This is a genomic window from Klebsiella sp. LY (genome assembly GCF_004010915.1).
Lineage (GTDB): Bacteria > Pseudomonadota > Gammaproteobacteria > Enterobacterales > Enterobacteriaceae > Klebsiella > Klebsiella quasipneumoniae.
Genome location: NZ_CP022444.1, coordinates 2,119,869 through 2,140,064, shown reverse-complemented (window position 1 = coordinate 2,140,064; position 20,196 = coordinate 2,119,869). Strand labels below are relative to the sequence as shown.

Here is a 20,196-nt window from a genome sequence, read left to right as displayed (position 1 = left end):
TCCCACTTTACTTCCCCCGTCCTTTCATCGGCTTGTCATCTCTCTGACCCGTTACTATCTTTTTTTTGTAATAAAAAAGTTATTTTTCTGTAATTCGAACATGTCATGTTACCCCGCGAGCATAAAACGCGTGAAATCGCGCATCCGGCACAACAAGAGAGATAACCGATGATATCGTTACGACATACAGCTTTAGGACTGGCGCTGAGCCTGGCTTTTGCCGGTCAGGCCCTGGCGGTTACCACCATCCCGTTCTGGCACTCAATGGAAGGCGAACTGGGTAAAGAAGTGGATTCTCTGGCGCAACGCTTTAACGCGGCCAATCCTGATTACAAAATCGTTCCGGTATACAAGGGCAACTATGAACAGAGCCTGAGCGCCGGTATCGCCGCCTTCCGTACCGGCAACGCGCCGGCGATCCTGCAGGTGTATGAAGTGGGCACCGCCACCATGATGGCGTCGAAAGCCATTAAGCCGGTCTACCAGGTGTTTAGCGAGGCGGGCATCAAGTTTGATGAATCGCAGTTTGTGCCGACGGTCGCCGGGTATTACACCGATTCGAAAACCGGCCATCTGCTCTCCCAGCCGTTTAACAGCTCCACCCCGGTGCTGTACTACAATAAAGACGCCTTCAAAAAAGCCGGTTTAGATCCAGAGCAGCCGCCGAAGACCTGGCAGGATCTGGCGGCCTACACCGCGAAGCTGAAAGCTGCCGGGATGAAGTGCGGCTACGCCAGCGGCTGGCAGGGCTGGATCCAGATCGAGAACTTCAGCGCCTGGCATGGTCTGCCGGTGGCGACGAAAAATAATGGCTTTGACGGCACCGACGCGGTTCTTGAGTTCAATAAGCCGGAGCAGGTGAAGCATATTGCGCTGCTCGAAGAGATGAACAAGAAGGGCGATTTCAGCTACTTCGGGCGTAAAGACGAGTCCACTGAAAAGTTCTATAACGGCGATTGTGCCATTACCACTGCCTCGTCCGGCTCGCTGGCCGATATCCGCCAGTACGCCAAATTTAACTACGGCGTCGGCATGATGCCTTACGATGCCGATGTGAAAGGCGCGCCGCAGAACGCTATCATTGGCGGGGCCAGCCTGTGGGTGATGCAGGGCAAAGACAAAGAGACCTACACCGGCGTGGCGAAGTTCCTCGACTTCCTGACCAAACCGGAAAACGCCGCCGAGTGGCACCAGAAAACCGGCTATCTGCCGATCACCACCGCGGCCTACGATCTGACCCGTCAGCAGGGCTTCTATGATAAGAACCCGGGCGCCGATATCGCCACCCGCCAGATGCTGAACAAGCCGCCGTTGCCGTTCACCAAAGGCCTGCGCCTGGGCAACATGCCGCAAATCCGCACCATCGTCGATGAAGAGCTGGAGAGCGTGTGGACCGGCAAGAAAACCCCGCAACAGGCGCTGGATTCCGCCGTTCAGCGTGGGAATCAGCTGCTGCGCCGCTTCGAACAAGCGACCAAATCGTAATCTGTAACTTGCCCGGTGGCGCTGCGCTTACCGGGCCTACGATGTGCCCTATGTAGGCCGGGTAAGGCGTAGCCGCCACCCGGCATTGTTCAGGAACCCAATCTCCATGTCATCATCCCGTCCGGTATTCCGCTCGCGCTGGCTGCCCTACGTGCTGGTCGCGCCGCAGCTGATTATCACGCTGATTTTCTTTATCTGGCCCGCGGGCGAAGCGCTGTGGTATTCGCTACAGAGCGTCGATCCCTTTGGCCTTTCCAGCCAGTTCGTCGGCCTGGATAACTTCGTTGCGCTGTTCCACGATCCGTACTACCTGGACTCGTTCTGGACGACTATAAAATTCAGCACCCTGGTGACCGTCAGCGGCCTGCTCATTTCGCTGTTTTTTGCCGCGCTGGTCGACTATGTGGTGCGCGGCAGCCGCTTTTATCAAACGCTGATGCTGCTGCCGTACGCCGTGGCCCCCGCCGTCGCGGCGGTGCTGTGGATCTTCCTCTTTAACCCCGGGCGCGGGCTGATCACTCACTTCCTTGGCGAGCTGGGCTACGACTGGAACCACGCGCAGAACAGCGGCCAGGCGATGTTCCTGGTGGTCTTTGCCTCGGTATGGAAGCAGATAAGTTACAACTTCCTGTTTTTCTTCGCCGCGCTGCAGTCGATCCCGCGTTCGCTGGTTGAGGCCGCTGCCATCGACGGCGCCGGACCAATCCGCCGCTTCTTCAAGCTGGCGCTGCCGCTGATTGCGCCGGTAAGTTTCTTCCTGCTGGTGGTCAACCTGGTTTACGCCTTCTTCGACACCTTCCCGGTGATCGATGCTGCCACCGCCGGCGGCCCGGTGCAGGCGACCACCACCCTGATTTACAAAATCTATCGCGAAGGTTTCGCCGGGCTCGATCTTTCCGCTTCCGCCGCGCAGTCGGTGGTGCTGATGTTCCTCGTCATTATCCTGACGGTGGTGCAATTCCGTTACGTTGAAAGTAAGGTGCGTTACCAATGATTGAGAACCGTCGCGGGCTGACGATTTTCAGCCACACCATGCTGATTTTGGGCATCGCCGTCATTTTATTCCCGCTGTATGTTGCCTTCGTGGCGGCGACGCTGGATAACCAATCGGTGTTCGAAACGCCGATGACGCTGATCCCCGGCGGACATCTGCTGGAGAACATGAAGACCATCTGGGTGAACGGCGTCGGCGTCAACAGCGCGCCGTTCTGGCTGATGATGCTCAACAGCTTCATCATGGCGTTCGCCATTACGGTGGGCAAAATCGTGGTGTCGATGCTTTCGGCGTTCGCCATCGTCTGGTTCCGCTTTCCGCTGCGTAACCTGTTCTTCTGGCTGATCTTTATCACCCTCATGCTGCCGGTCGAGGTGCGTATTTTCCCGACGGTGGAAGTGATCGCCAATCTCAACATGCTCGACAGCTATGCCGGGCTTACGCTGCCGCTAATGGCCTCGGCCACCGCCACCTTCCTGTTCCGCCAGTTCTTTATGACCCTGCCGGACGAGCTGATTGAAGCGGCGCGTATCGATGGCGCTTCGCCGATGCGCTTTTTTCGCGACATCGTGCTGCCGCTGTCGAAAACCAACCTCGCGGCGCTGTTCGTCATCACCTTTATCTACGGCTGGAACCAGTATCTGTGGCCGTTGCTGATTATTCAGGATGTGAATCTTGGCACCGCCGTCGCCGGCATCAAAGGCATGATCGCCACCGGCGAAGGCACTACCCAGTGGAATCAGGTGATGGCGGCGATGCTGCTGACCCTGATCCCGCCGGTTGTCATCGTTTTAGCCATGCAGCGCGCGTTTGTACGTGGCCTGGTCGATAGTGAGAAATAAAATGGCTGGTTTAAAACTACAGGCAGTAAGCAAAAGCTGGGATGGCAAAACCCAGGTGATTCAACCGCTGACGCTGGACGTGGCGGACGGGGAATTTATCGTTATGGTCGGCCCGTCGGGCTGCGGGAAATCTACGCTGCTGCGGATGGTCGCCGGACTGGAGCGGGTGACCAGCGGCGATATCTGGATCGACCGCAAGCGGGTGACCGAGATGGAGCCGAAGGATCGCGGTATCGCCATGGTGTTCCAGAACTATGCCCTTTATCCGCATATGAGCGTGGAAGAGAACATGGCGTGGGGGCTGAAGATCCGCGGCATGGGTAAGGGATTGATCGCCGACCGGGTGCAGGAGGCGGCGCGTATTCTTGAGCTGGACGGCCTGCTCAAGCGCCGCCCGCGCGAGCTCTCCGGCGGCCAGCGCCAGCGCGTGGCGATGGGCCGCGCCATCGTGCGCGACCCGGCGGTATTCCTCTTCGACGAACCGTTGTCAAACCTCGACGCCAAGCTGCGCGTGCAGATGCGTCTTGAGCTGCAGCAGCTGCATCGCCGCCTGAAAACCACCTCGCTGTACGTTACCCATGACCAGGTGGAGGCGATGACCCTCGCCCAGCGGGTGATGGTGATGAACAAAGGCGTTGCCGAGCAGATCGGCACCCCGGTCGAAGTATATGAGAAACCGGCCAGCCGCTTTGTGGCGAGCTTTATCGGCAGCCCGGCCATGAACCTGCTGGAAGGGCGCATCAGCGATGACGGCGGTCGCTTTGAGCTGGCGGGCGGCATGCAGCTGCCGACGAATCATGAGCATCGGCGCCACGCCGGGCGTAAAATGACGCTCGGTATCCGCCCGGAGCATTTTATCTTAAGCTCGCAGGCGCAAGGTGGCATTCCGCTGCTGATGGACACCCTGGAAATTTTAGGTGCCGATAACCTCGCCCACGGGCGCTGGGGCGAACAGAAGCTGGTGGTCAGACTGCCGCACCAGCAGCGTCCGGCGGCAGGCAGCACGCTATGGCTGCATCTGCCTTTGGAACATCTGCACCTCTTTGATGGTGAAACAGGACAACGCGCATGAGTAACTGGCCTTATCCCCGTATCGTCGCCCATCGCGGCGGCGGTAAACTGGCGCCGGAGAACACCCTGGCGGCTATCGATGTTGGCGCCCGCTACGGGCATACGATGATTGAATTTGACGCCAAGCTGTCAAAGGACGGGCAGATCTTTCTGCTGCATGACGATAATCTCGAACGCACCAGCAACGGCTGGGGCGTGGCGGGGGAGCTGCCATGGGACGATCTGCTGAAGGTCGATGCTGGCAGCTGGTTCAGCCGTGAATTTAAGGGCGAGCCGCTGCCGCTGCTCTCCCAGGTGGCGGAGCGCTGCCGCCGTCACGGCATGATGGCGAATATCGAAATTAAACCGACCACTGGCCTTGGGCCGCAGACCGGCAACGTGGTGGCCCTGGCGGCACGGGAGCTGTGGGCGGGAATGACCGCGCCGCTGCTGTCGTCGTTTGAAATCGATGCCCTGGAGGCGGCGCAGGAAGCCGCTCCCGAGCTGCCGCGCGGGCTGCTGCTGGATGAGTGGCGCGATGACTGGCGGGAGTTGACCACCCGGCTGGGCTGCGTGTCCATTCACCTCAACCACAAGCTGCTGGACGCCGGGCGGGTGGCAAGCCTGAAACAGGCCGGCCTGCATATCCTGGTGTATACCGTTAATAAACCCCAGCGCGCCGCCGAGCTGCTGCGCTGGGGCGTAGACTGCATCTGCACCGATGCCATTGACGTCATCGGGCCGGATTTCCAGCCTTAATATCCACTGCGCGGCGGCTGGCCTTTACGGGTTGGTCTGCCGCAGCATCCCTCCATTATTGTTCGGCAGTACCTGCTGCGGTGGATTGATATTCCCGCCCTGTGCGGCACGCTGCTGATTGGTCTGCAGCTGGTTTTGCAGATGCTGCTGCTGGGAGCGAGTCTGATTGTTCAGATTCTGCTTCAGCATGCTCTGCTGCTGCTGTTGCTGCACCTTCATCTCATTTTGCATGCGCTGCTGGCTGGGGACCACGTAACCCGGCTGATTGGGGTTGTTATCAATATTGATTGGCTGGGCTAAAACGCCGAGCGGCATCAGCGCCGCCAGAAATAACATCGCTTTCATGGTTTTCTCCTCCCGTGCGTGGGATCACTTAAGTGTACCTCGAATCCGCCATAACAATGATTTTTTAGGAGTTATCAACCAGGCTTAAGCGGGGAATGAAACCTACCTATCAGGAGTAAGACAATGATAAAAACAACAATCTGGCGTCAGGTGGTCATCGCTGCGTTGCTGGCGGGCGGGAGTTTTACCGTTGCCGCCAGTCCGCCACCGCCGCCGCCGGTCTCTTATGGCGTAGAGGAGGATGTGTTCCACCCGGTTCGCGCCCGACAGGGGATGGTGGCCTCGGTGGATGCCCTGGCCACCCGCGTCGGTGTGGACATTCTGCGCCAGGGCGGCAACGCCGTCGATGCGGCGGTGGCGGTCGGCTACGCGCTGGCGGTCACCCATCCGCAGGCCGGGAATATCGGCGGCGGCGGTTTTATGCTGCTGCGTACGAAAGACGGCAAGACCACGGCCATCGATTTCCGCGAAATGGCGCCGGAGCAGGCCACCCGCGACATGTTCCTTGACGATCAGGGTAACCCGGACAGTAAAAAATCGCTCACCTCGCATCTCGCCTCCGGCACGCCAGGCAGCGTCGCCGGTTTCTCTCTTGCCCTGGAAAAATACGGCACCATGCCGCTGAACAAAGTGATCCGCCCGGCGATTAAGCTGGCGGAAGAGGGCTTTATCGTTAACGATGCGTTGGCGGACGATCTAAAGACCTACGGCAGCGAAGTGATCCCGCAGCACGAAAACAGCAAAGCGATCTTCTGGAAGAACGGCGAGCCGCTAAAGAAGGGCGACCGGCTGGTACAGAAGAACCTGGGGAAAAGCCTCGAGCTGATTGCCGAGCACGGTCCGGATGCCTTCTATAAAGGCGCCATCGCCGACCAGATCGCTGAGGAGATGAAAAAGCACGGCGGGCTTATCACCAAAGCCGACCTCGCTAACTATAAGGCGGTGGAGCGCACGCCGATTAGCGGCGAATATCGCGGGTATGAGGTTTATTCCATGCCGCCGCCGTCTTCCGGCGGGATCCACATCGTGCAGATCCTCAATATCCTCGAAAACTTCGATCTGCAGAAATATGGCTTCGGCAGCGCCGACGCCATGCAGGTGATGGCGGAGGCGGAGAAACACGCCTATGCCGACCGCTCTGAATATCTCGGCGATCCTGACTTCGTCAAAGTGCCGTGGCAGGCGCTGACCAGCAAAGCCTACGCCAAAGCGATCGCCGCTGAGATCGACGTCAATAAGGCGAAGCCTTCCAGCCAGATCCGCCCGGGCAAACTGGCGCCCTATGAAAGCAACCAGACCACCCATTTCTCGGTGGTGGATAAAGAGGGCAATGCGGTGGCGGTGACCTATACGCTGAATACCACCTTCGGTACCGGCATTGTGGCCGGCGACTCCGGCATTCTGCTGAATAACCAGATGGATGATTTCTCGGCGAAGCCCGGCGTGCCTAACGTCTATGGCCTGGTGGGCGGCGACGCCAATGCGGTGGAGCCGAAAAAACGCCCGCTGTCGTCGATGTCGCCGACCATTGTGGTGAAAGACGGCAAAACCTGGCTGGTGACGGGCAGTCCCGGGGGCAGCCGGATCATCACCACCGTACTGCAGATGGTGGTCAATACCATCGATTTCGGGATGAACGTCGCAGAAGCCACCAACGCCCCGCGTTTTCACCATCAATGGCTGCCGGATGAGCTCCGGGTGGAGAAAGGCTTTAGCCCGGATACCCTGAAGCTGCTGGAGGCGAAGGGGCAGAAAGTGGCGCTGAAAGAGGCGATGGGCAGTACCCAGAGCATTATGGTGGGGCCGGACGGGATGCTGTATGGTGCCTCCGATCCGCGTTCGCCGGATGATTTAACGGCGGGGTATTGATATGTTGCCCGGTGGCGCTGTTGCGCTTACCGGGCCAACCACGGCACGAAAGTAGGCCGGGTAAGGCGAAGCCGCCACCCGGCAATAAGCTACTTCATTCTCGCCATATAATACGCATCCACATACTCACCGTTGCGCAGCGCGTAACGCTTGCCGGTGCCTTCGATCTCAAATCCGTGTTTTTTGTACACCGCAATCGCTGGCTCGTTATCGGCGAATACCGTCAGCTCGATGCGGTCAACGCGCAGCCAGTTATCGCACAGGTCGATCATCTCGCGCATCAGGGCGCTGCCGATACCGCGGCCCTGATGGCCTGCTGAAACCGCCATACCAAAGGTCGCAACGTGGCTGCGACGAGGGCGCGGCTCGACATGGAGCGACAGATGCCCGGTAACCCGATCGTCCAGCGTCGCTACCAGGTGGAAGGTATGGGGTTTGGGCTGTAGCTTCTCCTGCCAGGCTTCCATGGCGGGGTAAGGGATCTGTAGCGTGTCATGATAGACCTCCGGGTGCGCCATCAGCATACGTAAAGGTTCAGCATCGCGCGGTTCGGCATGGCGTATCACTATGTCACTCATTCCCCTATCCTCTTTTTGGTGGTTGATTCCCCTTCACCATCTCTGACGGCAGCCGGGGAGTCAATGTTGTTTTTTGCAAAAAAAGATAGACAAGTGCGAATGAGAATGATTATTATTGTCCTGCATTCAGGAAGACCCCTGCGGAAAGCCTGAAAGCACGACATTGCTCACATTGCTTCCAGTATTACTTTAGCCAGCCGGGTGCTGGCTTTTTTTTTGCTGCAATCTCAGGCGCTTTGCGGCCTGGCGGACGTCACGCCGTCTTCCGCAACCAGGCCGATGAGATGACTTTTGCTTTCCGCCGCGGCCAGCACCTCGGCGCTGCCGGTGAACAGGCCCCCCTTTTTAATCGCCAGCGAGCGATAGGTGAGGGTGCCATCCAGATTGCCGTGCTCCTCAATGCTGATGCTGTCGCCGCGACACTGGCCCTGCACCTTGCCGTCAATAATCAGCTCCCGGCAGCTGATGTTGCCCTCCACCTGGCCTTCACGCATCACCTTAATCAGATGTTCTTTAGCCTCAATGTTGCCGGTAAGCTGGCCGTGAATATAGACATGGCCGCTGGCGACAATATTGCCAACGAAATGCACCCCGCTGGCAATGACCGTGGTCTCTTGTTTTTTACTGGCGACCGTTGGGGATTCTGGGTTATTTGCCGGAGGCGTGACCACTTCTGAAGTCTGGGGTTCCGTTTTATTTTTCTTGATAAACATCGCGTTAATCTTGTTCCGTTGGCTATGGAGGAGGAAGGCGACCAGCGCGCAGGCGGCCGCCAGGCGCGCCGGCACGATCGCATTGACAGACCAGGCGATCAGCGCGAGAAGCCAGAAAAAAAGGGCGCCGTTTAAGGCGAGATACTGTTTGTCCATTAGCAGCGGCTGGCTACTCCGTTAGTCATCAGCAACGTCCTGGTTTGCCCTCCACTTATCCGCAGTTTCGCCATTGAGATCAAGAGGTTTAGCCGGAAAGTGGTGATTTAATCACTTATTAATCAAGTAGTTATTAATAATTACGTATAAGTAGTGCACTACCTATTTTTTTGACGAATCTTCACGGAAAACGGACTGAGAGGATGAAGTCATGTCCCGGCTTGCGCTATGGTTGAAGGTAGTTCATTCACTAAGGACAGCGTTATGACTCTGCACTGCGCATTTATTGGCTTCGGCAAAAGCACCACCCGCTACCATCTTCCTTACGTATTACACCGCCAGGACCGCTGGCAGGTGGCGCACATCTACCGCCGTCGGGCGAAGCCCGAAGAGCAGGCGCCGCAGTATTCCCACATCCATTTCACCAGCGATCTCGATGAAGTATTAAACGACCCGCAGGTCAGGCTGGTAGTGGTCTGCACCCATGCCGACAGCCATTTTGACTATGCGAAAAAGGCGCTGGAGGCGGGGAAAAATGTGCTGGTGGAAAAGCCGTTCACCCCGACGCTGGAGGAAGCCAAAACCCTGTTTGCGCTGGCGAACAGCAAAGGCCTGACGGTGACGCCCTACCAGAACCGCCGCTTCGATTCCTGCTTCCTGACCACCAAGAAGGTGATTGAGAGCGGCAAGCTTGGCGAACTGGTGGAGATCGAAAGCCATTTTGACAACTACCGCCCGCTGGCGGAGACCAACCCTGGCGGTCCGCAAAACGGCGAGTTCTATGGCCTTGGCGTACATACCCTGGACCAGATTATTTCGCTGTTCGGCCGCCCGGACCATGTTGCTTACGATCTGCGCTCGCTGCGCAACAAAGCTAACCCGGACGATACCTTTGAGGCCCAGCTGTTCTACGGCGATCTGAAGGCTATCGTTAAGACCAGCCATCTGGTGCAGATCGACTACCCGAAATTCATCGTCCACGGCCATAAAGGCTCGTTTGTGAAATATGGTATCGACCAGCAGGAAACCAGCCTGAAAGCCAATATCATGCCGGGCGAGCCGGGCTTTGGCGCGGATGACAGCGTCGGCGAGCTGGTGTATGTCAACGACGCGGGGGAGACGGTGCGCGAAGCGGTCCCGCTGGAGAGCGGCGACTATGGCCGGGTATACGACGCGCTGTACGATACCCTCGTCAACGGCCAGCCAAATTACGTCAAGGAATCTGACGTTCTTACCAATATGGAGATCCTGCAGCGCGGCTTTGAGCAGCCATCACCGGCCACTATTACTCTGGTGAAATAAGCCCAATCGGCTCCTCTGCGCTTGTTCATATTTTTTGAACAGAGGAGTCAATTTTCACCCTCTATGATCGTTGGCGAAATGGGTCCACACTGACTCCATCGAAAACATATGGGGGTGCAACATGATCTACTTACGCAAAGCGAACGAACGTGGCCATGCTAACCATGGCTGGCTGGATTCCTGGCATACTTTCTCTTTCGCCAACTATTACGACCCGAACTTTATGGGCTTCTCCGCCCTGCGGGTGATTAACGATGACGTCATCGACGCCGGTCAGGGCTTCGGTACCCACCCGCACAAAGACATGGAGATCCTGACCTATGTGCTGGAAGGGGCGGTGGAGCACCAGGACAGCATGGGCAACAAAGAGCAGGTGCCGGCGGGCGAGTTTCAGATCATGAGCGCGGGTACCGGGGTGCGTCACTCTGAGTACAATCCGAGCAAAACCGATCGTCTGCGTCTGTACCAGATCTGGATTATTCCGGAAGAAACCGGCATTACCCCGCGCTACGAGCAGCGCCGCTTCGACGCCGCCCAGGGCAAACAGCTGGTGCTGTCGCCGGATGCGCGAGATGGCTCGCTGAAGGTGTACCAGGATATGGAACTGTATCGCTGGGCGCTGCTGAAAGATGAGCAGTCGGTTCACCAGATTGCTGCGGAACGCCGCGTCTGGATCCAGGTCGTCAAAGGCGAAGTGACCATTAACGGTACCAAAGCTACCACCAGCGATGGTCTGGCCATCTGGGATGAGCAGGCGATTTCGGTTCATGCCGACAGCGATAGCGAAATCCTGCTGTTCGATCTGCCGCCGGTTTGATAGTTATCTGAGGTAGTCTATACCCAAAATAATGCGAGTTGCAGGAAGGCGGCGACGCAGCGAATCCCCAGGAGCTTACATAAGTAAGTGACTGGGGTGAGCGAGGAAAGCCAACGCGCATGCAACTTGAACTATGATGGGTATAAATAAATTGCGCCACCTTCCCTAACATGAGGGAAGGTTGCGCTTTGTCCGTGATAAACTGAGAAAATGTTTCCCCGTTGATCACAGTCAGGACGATGAAAAAGAAAAGACCCGTACTTCAGGATGTAGCCGATCTTGTCGGCGTGACCAAAATGACGGTCAGTCGCTATTTACGCAACCCGGAGCAGGTCTCCGAAGCGCTGCGTGGCAAGATTGCCGTTGCCCTCGATGAACTGGGTTATATTCCCAATCGCGCCCCTGACATTCTCTCCAACGCCACCAGCCGCGCGATTGGCGTGCTGCTGCCATCGTTAACCAACCAGGTGTTCTCGGAAGTGCTGCGCGGTATTGAAAGCGTCACCGACGCCTTCGGCTATCAAACCATGCTGGCGCACTACGGCTACAAGCCGGAAATGGAAGAGAAACGCCTCGAATCAATGCTCTCCTGGAACATTGACGGCCTGATCCTCACCGAACGCACCCATACGCCCCGCACCCTGAAGATGATTGAAGTCGCCGGCATTCCGGTGGTGGAGCTGATGGACAGCCGGTCGCCATGCCTCGATATTGCGGTCGGGTTTGATAACTTTGAAGCTGCCCGGCAGATGACCGCGGCGATCATCGCCCGCGGCCACCGCCACGTCGCCTATCTGGGGGCGCGTCTTGATGAACGTACTATCATCAAACAGAAGGGGTACGAGCAGGCGATGCTCGACGCCGGCATGACGCCCTACAGCGTGATGGTTGAGCAGTCCTCGTCCTATTCATCCGGGATTGAGCTGATGCGCCAGGCGCGTCGCGAATACCCGCAGCTTGACGGCATCTTTTGCACCAACGATGACCTCGCGGTCGGCGCGGCCTTTGAGTGCCAGCGCCTGGGGCTGAAGATCCCCGATGATATGGCAATTGCCGGTTTCCACGGCCACGATATCGGCCAGGTGATGGAGCCGCGGCTGGCCAGCGTCCTGACTCCGCGTGAGCGGATGGGGCGCATCGGCGCCGAACGTCTGCTGGCGCGCATTCGTGGCGAAGCGATTACCCCTAAGATGTTAGATTTAGGTTTCACATTGTCACCGGGCGGATCAATTTAAACTGACAAGTTTGAAGTAGATCACACATATTCACATCTGGCACGAATGGATATTGCTTCTCCACAGGTCCGGCATGACAATGTTACCGATAACAGTTACCCGTAACAATTAACCGATATGCCGCCTTCGCGCTCAATGAGTCAGCCACGGCGCGGCGTACCTGTCCGGTGGGAGGATGCTTTGAGCACGACTAATCATGATCACCACGTCTACGTTCTGATGGGCGTTTCCGGTAGCGGAAAATCCGCTGTCGCCAGCGAAGTGGCGCATCAGCTGCATGCCGCGTTTCTCGACGGCGACTTTCTGCATCCGCGCAGCAATATCACCAAGATGGCTTCCGGTGAGCCGCTCAACGATGACGACCGTACCCCGTGGCTGCAGGCGTTAAATGACGCCGCGTTTGCCATGCAGCGTACCAATAAGGTGTCGCTGATCGTCTGCTCGGCGCTGAAGAAGAGCTATCGCGACATTCTGCGCAAGGGCAACCCGAACCTCTCCTTCATCTACCTGAAAGGCGACTTCGAGGTGATCGAAAACCGTCTGAAGGCGCGTAAAGGGCACTTCTTCAAAACCCAAATGTTGGTGACGCAGTTTGAAACGCTGCAGGAACCAGGCGCCGACGAGAGCGATGTGCTTATCGTCGATATCGACCAGCCGCTGGAAGGCGTGGTGGCCAGCACCATTGAGGTGATCAACAAAGGCAGTCACTAGTGAGTACTTTAACGCTTGTTTTAACAGCAGTCGGCTCGGTATTGCTGCTGCTGTTTTTAGTCATGAAGGCGCGGATGCACGCCTTCGTGGCTTTGATGGTGGTTTCTATTGGTGCAGGTCTCTTCTCCGGCATGCCGCTGGATAAAATCGCGGCGACGATGGAGAAGGGGATGGGCGGTACGCTGGGCTTCCTGGCGATCGTCGTCGCGCTGGGCGCGATGTTCGGCAAGATCCTACATGAAACGGGGGCGGTCGATCAGATTGCCGTCAAGATGCTCAAATCCTTCGGCCACAATCGCGCGCACTATGCGATTGGTCTCGCCGGCCTCATCTGCGCGCTGCCGCTGTTTTTCGAAGTGGCGATCGTACTACTGATCAGCGTCGCCTTCTCGATGGCGCGCCATACCGGCACTAACCTCGTGAAGCTGGTGATCCCGCTGTTTGCCGGGGTGGCCGCCGCCGCAGCGTTCCTGCTGCCGGGACCGGCGCCGATGCTGCTGGCGTCGCAAATGCACGCCGACTTTGGCTGGATGATCCTGATTGGCCTGTGCGCGGCAATTCCGGGGATGATTATCGCCGGGCCGCTGTGGGGCAACTTCATCAGCCGCTACGTTGAGCTGCATATTCCTGACGACGTGACCGAGCCGCATCTCGGCGAAGGCAAAATGCCCTCCTTCGGCTTCAGCCTGTCGCTGATCCTGCTACCGCTGGTGCTGGTAGGCCTGAAAACCATCGCCGCGCGCTTTGTACCGGTGGGGTCTACCGCTTACGAATGGTTCGAATTTATCGGTCACCCGTTCACCGCGATCCTGGTGGCCTGCCTGGTGGCGATCTACGGCCTGGCGGTACGTCAGGGGATGGCGAAAGACCGGGTAATGGAGATCTGCGGCCATGCGCTGCAGCCGGCGGGAATTATCCTGCTGGTGATCGGGGCTGGCGGCGTCTTCAAGCAGGTGCTGGTTGACTCCGGCGTCGGCCCGGCGCTTGGTGAAGCGCTGACCGGCATGGGGCTGCCGATCGCCATTACCTGCTTCGTGCTGGCGGCGGCGGTGCGTATCATCCAGGGATCTGCCACCGTGGCGTGCCTGACGGCTGTCGGCCTGGTGATGCCGGTGATTGAGCAGCTGAACTACAGCGGCGCGCAGATGGCGGCATTATCTATCTGTATCGCCGGCGGCTCGATTGTGGTGAGCCACGTGAACGACGCCGGCTTCTGGTTGTTCGGTAAATTTACCGGCGCCACCGAAGCCCAGACGCTGAAAACCTGGACGATGATGGAAACCATCCTCGGCACCACCGGGGCGATTGTCGGCATGATTGCCTTCCAGCTGCTGAGCTAAGTCTGTTCGTCACCCGCTCGCGGGAGGCCAAAAGCCAGGGTAACGCCGTTTACCCTGGCTTCCCGGCAATAAGCCGCGCTTTTTCCCTCTTTTCTCTTCCGGCTCCTCGCCCTTATTAGCGCTACGACGATGCTCGTATCCTTCAGCAAGCCTTGCTGCACCTGGGTTTGTTGCTTCTTTTTGGCAAGGGGAAAATCAGCCGATTTCGTGCTTAATCCATAATCAGGATCAATAAAATCGCAACGGAAAATGTTCCATTCCCTGGGTGATTTCCCCGATAATCATTGCGATTTTGACGACTACCAGCGACGGTGGACAATGCGCAGGATAAGTTGCTTTTCTGATTGTTCAGCAATCATTGATTAATTTCACTTGCGACTTTAGCTGCATTTTGTAAGGTGAGGGATAATCCAGTTGGAAACTGGTCAGGCACAAACAGCACACACCTCGCAGGAATACGTTATGAAAAATGTTGGTTTTATCGGCTGGCGCGGAATGGTCGGCTCTGTTCTCATGCAACGCATGGTTGAAGAGCGCGATTTCGACGCCATTCGCCCGGTGTTCTTCTCTACCTCCCAGCTGGGACAGCCAGCGCCGTCATTCGGCGGTAGCACCGGTGGCACGCTTCAGGATGCGTTCGATCTGGACGCGCTGAAGGCACTGGACATTATTGTCACGTGCCAGGGCGGCGATTACACCAACGAGATTTACCCGAAGCTGCGCGAAAGCGGCTGGCAGGGTTACTGGATTGACGCGGCCTCTTCGCTGCGCATGAAGGACGATGCGATCATTATCCTCGACCCGGTTAACCAGGACGTGATCACCGCCGGCCTGAACAACGGCGTAAAAACCTTTGTCGGCGGCAACTGTACCGTCAGCCTGATGCTGATGTCCCTCGGCGGCCTGTTTGCCCAGGATCTGGTGGAGTGGGTCAGCGTGGCGACATACCAGGCGGCTTCCGGCGGCGGCGCGCGTCATATGCGCGAACTGCTGAGCCAGATGGGCCAGCTGCACAACCACGTCGCGACAGAGCTGGCGGACCCGGCTTCCGCCATTCTGGAAATCGAGCGCAAAGTGACGTCGCTGACCCGCAGCGGCGAGCTGCCGGTGGATAACTTCGGCGTTCCGCTGGCGGGCAGCCTGATCCCGTGGATCGACAAACAACTGGATAACGGCCAGAGCCGCGAAGAGTGGAAAGGCCAGGCGGAGACCAACAAGATCCTCGCCACCTCGTCCGTTATCCCTGTAGACGGCCTGTGCGTCCGCGTTGGCGCGCTGCGCTGCCACAGCCAGGCGTTCACCATCAAGCTGAAAAAAGATGTCTCTATCCCGACCGTTGAGGAGCTACTGGCCGCGCACAACCCGTGGGCCAAAGTGGTACCGAACGATCGCGACATTACCATGCGCGAGCTGACCCCAGCCGCGGTGACTGGCACCCTGACCACCCCGGTCGGACGCCTGCGTAAACTGAATATGGGACCGGAATACCTGTCGGCCTTTACCGTTGGCGACCAGCTGCTGTGGGGCGCCGCCGAGCCGCTGCGCCGGATGCTTCGCCAGCTGGCGTAAGCACAGGATGAACAGAAAGGGGGTCTTCGAGCCCCCTTTTTTTTTGCGTAATACAAGGAGTAAACGCGGATGTTAGATTTTTCCCCACGGAGGTAACTCAGCCTTGGCTATGCTTTAAGTAAGGAATTCCTTACCTGAAGGTGGGACGGAGCAGAAGGATGCAAAAAGCGCTGCGCCGTTCAGGTCAAAAAAGTCGCCAGTTACAGGAATGAGCGACACTTACAACAGGATGAAAGCATGTCTAATCATATCGATAGAGACGTGATTAATGCGCTAATCGCCGGTCATTTCGCGGACCCTTTTTCCGTGCTCGGCATGCACCGTACCGACGCCGGGCTGGAAGTGCGCGCATTATTACCCGATGCCACCGATGTGTGGGTTATTGAACCAAAAACCGGACGCAAAGTCGGCAAGCTCGAATGCCTCGACTCGCGTGGTTTTTTCAGCGGCGTTCTGCCGCGGCGTAAAAACGCCTTTCGCTATCAGCTGGCCGTCACCTGGCACGGACAGCAGAATCTGATTGATGACCCTTATCGCTTTGGTCCGCTGCTGCAGGATCTTGACGTCTGGCTGCTGTCGGAAGGGACCCACCTGCGCCCTTACGAAACGCTGGGCGCGCATGCCGCCACCATGGACGGCGTTACCGGCACCCGTTTCTCGGTGTGGGCGCCGAACGCCCGCCGTGTCTCGGTGGTGGGGCAGTTTAACTACTGGGACGGTCGACGCCACCCGATGCGATTCCGCAAAGAGTCCGGGATCTGGGAGCTGTTCGTTCCCGGCGCGCACAATGGCCAGCTGTATAAATTCGAACTGATTGACGCCCACGGCCACCTGCGGGTCAAAGCCGACCCTTACGCCTTTGAGTCGCAAATGCGTCCGGAAAGCGCCTCGCTTATCTGCGACCTGCCGCCCAAAGTGGAACAGCCGGCGGACCGCAGAGCGGCGAACCAGTTTGATGCCCCGATCTCTATCTATGAAGTGCATCTCGGCTCCTGGCGTCGCCATACCGACAATAATTTCTGGCTGAGCTACCGCGAGCTGGCCGACCAGCTGGTCCCCTACGCGAAATGGATGGGCTTCACCCATCTCGAGCTGCTGCCGGTTAACGAGCACCCGTTCGACGGCAGCTGGGGCTATCAACCTACCGGCCTCTATGCACCGACCCGCCGTTTCGGCACTCGTGACGATTTCCGTTACTTTATCAACGCCGCGCACGCCGCCGGGCTGAACGTCATTCTTGACTGGGTGCCCGGCCACTTTCCGGCGGATGATTTTGCCCTTGCCTCGTTTGACGGCACTTCGCTGTATGAGCACAGCGATCCGCGCGAGGGATATCACCAGGACTGGAATACCCTGATCTACAACTACGGACGTCGGGAAGTCAGCAACTACCTGGTGGGTAACGCGCTGTACTGGATCGAACGCTTCGGCATCGATGCGCTGCGCGTCGACGCGGTGGCCTCGATGATCTATCGCGACTACAGCCGCAAGGCGGGGGAGTGGATCCCTAACGAATATGGCGGCCGGGAAAATCTGGAAGCCATTGAGTTTCTGCGCAACACCAACCGCATCCTTGGCGAACAGACGCCGGGCGCGGTCACCATGGCGGAAGAGTCCACCGATTTCGCCGGGGTAACCCGTCCGCCAGCCGGCGGCGGCCTCGGTTTCTGGTTCAAATGGAACCTCGGCTGGATGCATGACACCCTGGATTACATGAAGCTCGATCCGGTGCATCGCCGCTACCATCACGACAAAATGACCTTCGGCATGCTCTACAACTACACCGAGAACTTTGTGCTGCCGCTCTCCCACGATGAAGTGGTGCACGGCAAAAAATCGATTCTCGACCGCATGCCGGGGGATGCCTGGCAGAAGTTCGCTAACCTGCGCGCCTACTACGGCTGGCTGTTCGCCTTCCCGGGGAAAAAGCTGCTGTTTATGGGCAATGAGTTCGCTCAGGGCCGCGAGTGGAACCACGACGGCAGCCTCGACTGGCATCTGCTGGAGGGCGGCGACAACTGGCACCACGGCGTTCAGCGGCTGGTGCGCGACCTGAACCATACCTATCGCCACCATAAGGCGCTGCACGAGCTGGATTTCGACCCGTACGGCTTCGAATGGCTGGTGGTCGACGACCATGAGCGCTCGGTGTTTGTCTTTGTGCGCCGCGACCGGGCCGGGAACGAGATTATCGTCGCCAGCAACTTCACGCCGGTACCGCGCCATGACTACCGCTTCGGCATCAACCAGCCGGGCCGCTGGCGCGAGGCGTTGAATACCGACTCAATGCACTATCACGGCAGCAACCAGGGCAACGGCGGCGTGGTGGAAAGCGATGCTATCCCCAGCCACGGTCGCGAACATTCGCTGTCCCTGACCCTGCCGCCGCTGGCGACGATCTGGCTGGTCCGGGAGGCGCAATGACCACCCTCGCGGCAGGCAAACCTGCGCCGTTGGGCGCCAGCTATGACGGCAAAGGGGTGAACTTCGCCCTCTTCTCCGCCCACGCGGAGCGGGTGGAGCTGTGCGTGTTCGACGAGCAGGGCAACGAGCAACGCTTCGATCTCCCGGCGCGCAGCGGCGACATCTGGCACGGCTGGCTGGCTGGCGTCGGGCCGGGCCTGCGCTACGGCTACCGGGTGCATGGTCCCTGGGATCCGGCGCAGGGACACCGCTTTAACCCGGCCAAGCTGCTGCTCGATCCCTGCGCGCACCGGGTGGAAGGCGAGCTGCCGGACGACGAACGCCTGCACGGCGGAATGTGGCAGCCGGATCATCGCGACAGCGCCGCGATAGCGCCAAAATCGCAGGTCGTGGATCTGCATTACGACTGGCTGGGCGATCAACCGCCGCGTACCCCGTGGGGGGAAACGGTGATTTATGAAGCGCACGTGAAAGGGCTCACCCTGCTTAATCCGCAGCTGCCGGAAGCTATTCGCGGAACTTATAAGGCGCTGGGCCACCCGGTAATGATCGCTTACTTCAAATCGCTGGGCATTAGCGCCCTTGAGCTGTTGCCGGTGGCGCAGTTCGCCAGCGAGCCGCGACTGCAGCGGATGGGGTTGAGTAACTACTGGGGCTACAACCCGCTGGCATGGTTCGCGCTGGATCCGCGCTATGCCAGCGACCCGACGCGCGCCCTGGATGAGTTTCGCGATGCGGTTAAGGCGCTGCACGCCGCCGGTATCGAAGTGATACTGGATATCGTGCTCAACCATAGCGCGGAAATCGATCTTGAAGGTCCCACCGTCTCCCTGCGCGGAATCGACAACCGTAGCTATTATTGGGTAAGGGAAGATGGTGATTATCACAACTGGACCGGGTGCGGGAATACGCTCAATCTCAGCCACCCGGGGGTAGTGGAACTGGCGCGCCAGTGTTTGCGCTTCTGGGTGGATGAGTGCCATGTCGACGGTTTTCGCTTCGATCTCGCCTCAGTGATGGGGCGGACGCCGGAATTCCGCCAGGATGCGCCACTGTTCGAGGCTATCCGCCACGACAGCGTGCTGTCGCAGGTGAAACTGATCGCCGAACCCTGGGATATCGGCCCGGGGGGCTACCAGGTGGGCAATTTTCCGCCGCTGTTCGCCGAGTGGAACGACCATTTTCGCGATAGCGCCCGCCGCTTCTGGCTGCAGCAAAACGTCTCCCTGGGGGATTTTGCGCAACGCTTCGCGGCCTCCAGCGATCTCTTTGCCCGTGATGGCAAGCCGCCATCGGCGACGGTCAACCTGGTGACGGCCCACGATGGCTTCACGCTGCGCGACTGCGTTTGTTTCAATCAGAAACACAATGAGGCAAACGGGGAGGAGAATCGCGATGGGACTAACAATAACTACAGCAACAATCATGGTATAGAAGGATTAGAAGCTAATTTTGCGGTGGTTGAACGGCGACGCGCCAGCGTGCATGCGCTGCTGACGACGCTGCTGCTGGCTCAGGGGACGCCGATGCTGCTGGCGGGCGATGAGCAGGGCCACAGCCAGCACGGTAACAATAATGCTTACTGCCAGGACAATGCCCTGACGTGGCTGGACTGGCGCCAGGCGAACCCGGGATTAACCGCCTTTACCGCGGCGCTGATCCACCTGCGCCGGCGCATTCCGGCGCTCACCCGCAACCGCTGGTGGCAGGAGGGGGATGGCAGCGTCCGCTGGCTTAATCGCAATGCCCAGCCGCTGACTGCCGGGGAGTGGCAGCAGGGTGCAGCGTGTATGCAAATCCAGTTGTCGGATCGCTGGCTGCTCACGCTGAACGCCACCGCAGAGGTGGTCGATATGGTTTTACCCGAGGGGGAATGGCGCGCCGTTCCTCCATTCGCCGGAGAGGATAATCCGGTCATCATGGCTGTCTGGCATGGGCCCGCGCACGGAGTGTGCGTATTTCAAAGGTCGTAAGCCCTGAAGCTTCCGGTAAACCCGTGGCGGCGGC

At 58.5% G+C, this 20,196-nt stretch carries 17 protein-coding genes and 1 pseudogene; 14 read left to right on the top strand and 4 right to left on the bottom strand.

The genetic code is table 11. The features are described from left to right. Positions 1 to 168 precede the first annotated feature (168 nt). The 5 genes from ugpB (at position 169) to ugpQ (ending at position 5,130) form a co-directional block, all read left to right on the top strand. Positions 169 to 1,485: a sn-glycerol-3-phosphate ABC transporter substrate-binding protein UgpB gene (ugpB, locus tag CE636_RS13410; protein WP_004174008.1), complete on the top strand. Its 1,317-nt coding sequence runs from the start codon at positions 169 to 171 to the stop codon at positions 1,483 to 1,485. A gap of 106 nt (positions 1,486 to 1,591) precedes the next feature. After that, positions 1,592 to 2,479, top strand: coding sequence for a sn-glycerol-3-phosphate ABC transporter permease UgpA (gene ugpA / locus CE636_RS13405; RefSeq protein WP_004202113.1), 888 nt, complete (start codon positions 1,592 to 1,594; stop codon positions 2,477 to 2,479). Then, a complete protein-coding gene (ugpE, locus tag CE636_RS13400) occupies positions 2,476 to 3,321 on the top strand; it encodes a sn-glycerol-3-phosphate ABC transporter permease UgpE (protein ID WP_004202115.1) in 846 nt (281 codons plus the stop codon). The genes ugpA and ugpE overlap by 4 nt, the downstream gene beginning before the upstream one ends. A gap of 1 nt (position 3,322) precedes the next feature. Continuing rightward, a complete protein-coding gene (locus tag CE636_RS13395; RefSeq protein WP_017899977.1) occupies positions 3,323 to 4,393 on the top strand; it encodes a sn-glycerol-3-phosphate import ATP-binding protein UgpC in 1,071 nt (356 codons plus the stop codon). Continuing rightward, positions 4,390 to 5,130: a glycerophosphodiester phosphodiesterase gene (gene ugpQ, locus CE636_RS13390; RefSeq protein WP_004202117.1), complete on the top strand. Its 741-nt coding sequence runs from the start codon at positions 4,390 to 4,392 to the stop codon at positions 5,128 to 5,130. Before CE636_RS13395 ends, ugpQ begins: the two co-directional genes overlap by 4 nt. A 24-nt stretch (positions 5,131 to 5,154) precedes the next feature. Here the strand turns inward: ugpQ and CE636_RS13385 are convergent, their stop codons facing one another. Beyond that, entirely contained in the window at positions 5,155 to 5,475 is a 321-nt protein-coding gene (locus CE636_RS13385; protein ID WP_004202118.1) for a DUF2756 family protein, read from the bottom strand. 123 nt (positions 5,476 to 5,598) lie between these two features. Here CE636_RS13385 and ggt point away from each other — a divergent pair, with 123 nt between their 5' ends. Further along, a complete protein-coding gene (ggt, locus tag CE636_RS13380; RefSeq protein ID WP_017899976.1) occupies positions 5,599 to 7,344 on the top strand; it encodes a gamma-glutamyltransferase in 1,746 nt (581 codons plus the stop codon). Between the two features lie 89 nt (positions 7,345 to 7,433). Here the strand turns inward: ggt and yhhY are convergent, their stop codons facing one another. Both yhhY and CE636_RS13370 read right to left on the bottom strand, forming a co-directional pair. Then, the gene (gene yhhY, locus CE636_RS13375) at positions 7,434 to 7,910 is read right to left on the bottom strand and encodes an N-acetyltransferase (RefSeq protein ID WP_072140523.1); all 477 of its coding nucleotides are present in this window, start codon (positions 7,908 to 7,910) and stop codon (positions 7,434 to 7,436) included. Between the two features lie 239 nt (positions 7,911 to 8,149). Further along, on the bottom strand, positions 8,150 to 8,791 hold the full coding sequence (locus tag CE636_RS13370) for a bactofilin family protein (RefSeq protein WP_017899974.1): 642 nt from the start codon (positions 8,789 to 8,791) through the stop codon (positions 8,150 to 8,152). Between the two features lie 264 nt (positions 8,792 to 9,055). Here CE636_RS13370 and CE636_RS13365 point away from each other — a divergent pair, with 264 nt between their 5' ends. The 5 genes from CE636_RS13365 (at position 9,056) to gntU (ending at position 14,196) form a co-directional block, all read left to right on the top strand. After that, on the top strand, positions 9,056 to 10,093 hold the full coding sequence (locus CE636_RS13365; RefSeq protein ID WP_017899973.1) for an oxidoreductase: 1,038 nt from the start codon (positions 9,056 to 9,058) through the stop codon (positions 10,091 to 10,093). A 121-nt stretch (positions 10,094 to 10,214) separates the two neighbouring features. Further along, positions 10,215 to 10,910, top strand: coding sequence for a pirin family protein (locus CE636_RS13360; RefSeq protein ID WP_002920779.1), 696 nt, complete (start codon positions 10,215 to 10,217; stop codon positions 10,908 to 10,910). Positions 10,911 to 11,149: 239 nt separating this feature from the next. Next, positions 11,150 to 12,145 (top strand): gluconate operon transcriptional repressor GntR, encoded by a 996-nt coding sequence (gene gntR / locus CE636_RS13350; protein WP_002920777.1) that lies wholly within the window; start codon positions 11,150 to 11,152, stop codon positions 12,143 to 12,145. A gap of 180 nt (positions 12,146 to 12,325) precedes the next feature. Continuing rightward, complete coding sequence (gene gntK, locus CE636_RS13345) at positions 12,326 to 12,856, top strand: gluconokinase (RefSeq protein WP_004202126.1); 531 nt, start codon at positions 12,326 to 12,328, stop codon at positions 12,854 to 12,856. Next, a complete protein-coding gene (gntU, locus tag CE636_RS13340; protein ID WP_004202127.1) occupies positions 12,856 to 14,196 on the top strand; it encodes a gluconate transporter in 1,341 nt (446 codons plus the stop codon). Before gntK ends, gntU begins: the two co-directional genes overlap by 1 nt. Here the strand turns inward: gntU and CE636_RS13335 are convergent. Beyond that, positions 14,193 to 14,555, bottom strand: a pseudogene (locus CE636_RS13335) (hypothetical protein). The gene gntU and the pseudogene CE636_RS13335 sit on opposite strands and share 4 nt — an antisense overlap. Positions 14,556 to 14,658: 103 nt before the next feature. Between CE636_RS13335 and asd the strand changes: the two are divergent. The 3 genes from asd to glgX all read left to right on the top strand — a co-directional run bounded on the left by asd (position 14,659) and on the right by glgX (position 20,162). After that, complete coding sequence (gene asd, locus CE636_RS13330; RefSeq protein WP_017899971.1) at positions 14,659 to 15,765, top strand: aspartate-semialdehyde dehydrogenase; 1,107 nt, start codon at positions 14,659 to 14,661, stop codon at positions 15,763 to 15,765. A 237-nt stretch (positions 15,766 to 16,002) separates the two neighbouring features. Continuing rightward, positions 16,003 to 18,189: a 1,4-alpha-glucan branching enzyme gene (gene glgB, locus CE636_RS13325; protein WP_017899970.1), complete on the top strand. Its 2,187-nt coding sequence runs from the start codon at positions 16,003 to 16,005 to the stop codon at positions 18,187 to 18,189. Next, a complete protein-coding gene (gene glgX, locus CE636_RS13320; RefSeq protein WP_017899969.1) occupies positions 18,186 to 20,162 on the top strand; it encodes a glycogen debranching protein GlgX in 1,977 nt (658 codons plus the stop codon). The genes glgB and glgX overlap by 4 nt, the downstream gene beginning before the upstream one ends. Positions 20,163 to 20,196 lie beyond the last annotated feature (34 nt).

What these genes read in the sequence shown, in the direction of transcription:
- ugpB (WP_004174008.1), top strand. Translation starts at nt 169, where the DNA reads ATGATATCGTTACGACATACAGCTTTAGGACTGGCGCTGAGCCTGGCT.
- ugpA (WP_004202113.1), top strand. Translation starts at nt 1,592, where the DNA reads ATGTCATCATCCCGTCCGGTATTCCGCTCGCGCTGGCTGCCCTACGTG.
- ugpE (WP_004202115.1), top strand. Translation starts at nt 2,476, where the DNA reads ATGATTGAGAACCGTCGCGGGCTGACGATTTTCAGCCACACCATGCTG.
- CE636_RS13395 (WP_017899977.1), top strand. Translation starts at nt 3,323, where the DNA reads ATGGCTGGTTTAAAACTACAGGCAGTAAGCAAAAGCTGGGATGGCAAA.
- ugpQ (WP_004202117.1), top strand. Translation starts at nt 4,390, where the DNA reads ATGAGTAACTGGCCTTATCCCCGTATCGTCGCCCATCGCGGCGGCGGT.
- CE636_RS13385 (WP_004202118.1), bottom strand. Translation starts at nt 5,475, where the DNA reads ATGAAAGCGATGTTATTTCTGGCGGCGCTGATGCCGCTCGGCGTTTTA.
- ggt (WP_017899976.1), top strand. Translation starts at nt 5,599, where the DNA reads ATGATAAAAACAACAATCTGGCGTCAGGTGGTCATCGCTGCGTTGCTG.
- CE636_RS13370 (WP_017899974.1), bottom strand. Translation starts at nt 8,791, where the DNA reads ATGGACAAACAGTATCTCGCCTTAAACGGCGCCCTTTTTTTCTGGCTT.
- CE636_RS13365 (WP_017899973.1), top strand. Translation starts at nt 9,056, where the DNA reads ATGACTCTGCACTGCGCATTTATTGGCTTCGGCAAAAGCACCACCCGC.
- CE636_RS13360 (WP_002920779.1), top strand. Translation starts at nt 10,215, where the DNA reads ATGATCTACTTACGCAAAGCGAACGAACGTGGCCATGCTAACCATGGC.
- gntR (WP_002920777.1), top strand. Translation starts at nt 11,150, where the DNA reads ATGAAAAAGAAAAGACCCGTACTTCAGGATGTAGCCGATCTTGTCGGC.
- asd (WP_017899971.1), top strand. Translation starts at nt 14,659, where the DNA reads ATGAAAAATGTTGGTTTTATCGGCTGGCGCGGAATGGTCGGCTCTGTT.
- glgB (WP_017899970.1), top strand. Translation starts at nt 16,003, where the DNA reads ATGTCTAATCATATCGATAGAGACGTGATTAATGCGCTAATCGCCGGT.
- glgX (WP_017899969.1), top strand. Translation starts at nt 18,186, where the DNA reads ATGACCACCCTCGCGGCAGGCAAACCTGCGCCGTTGGGCGCCAGCTAT.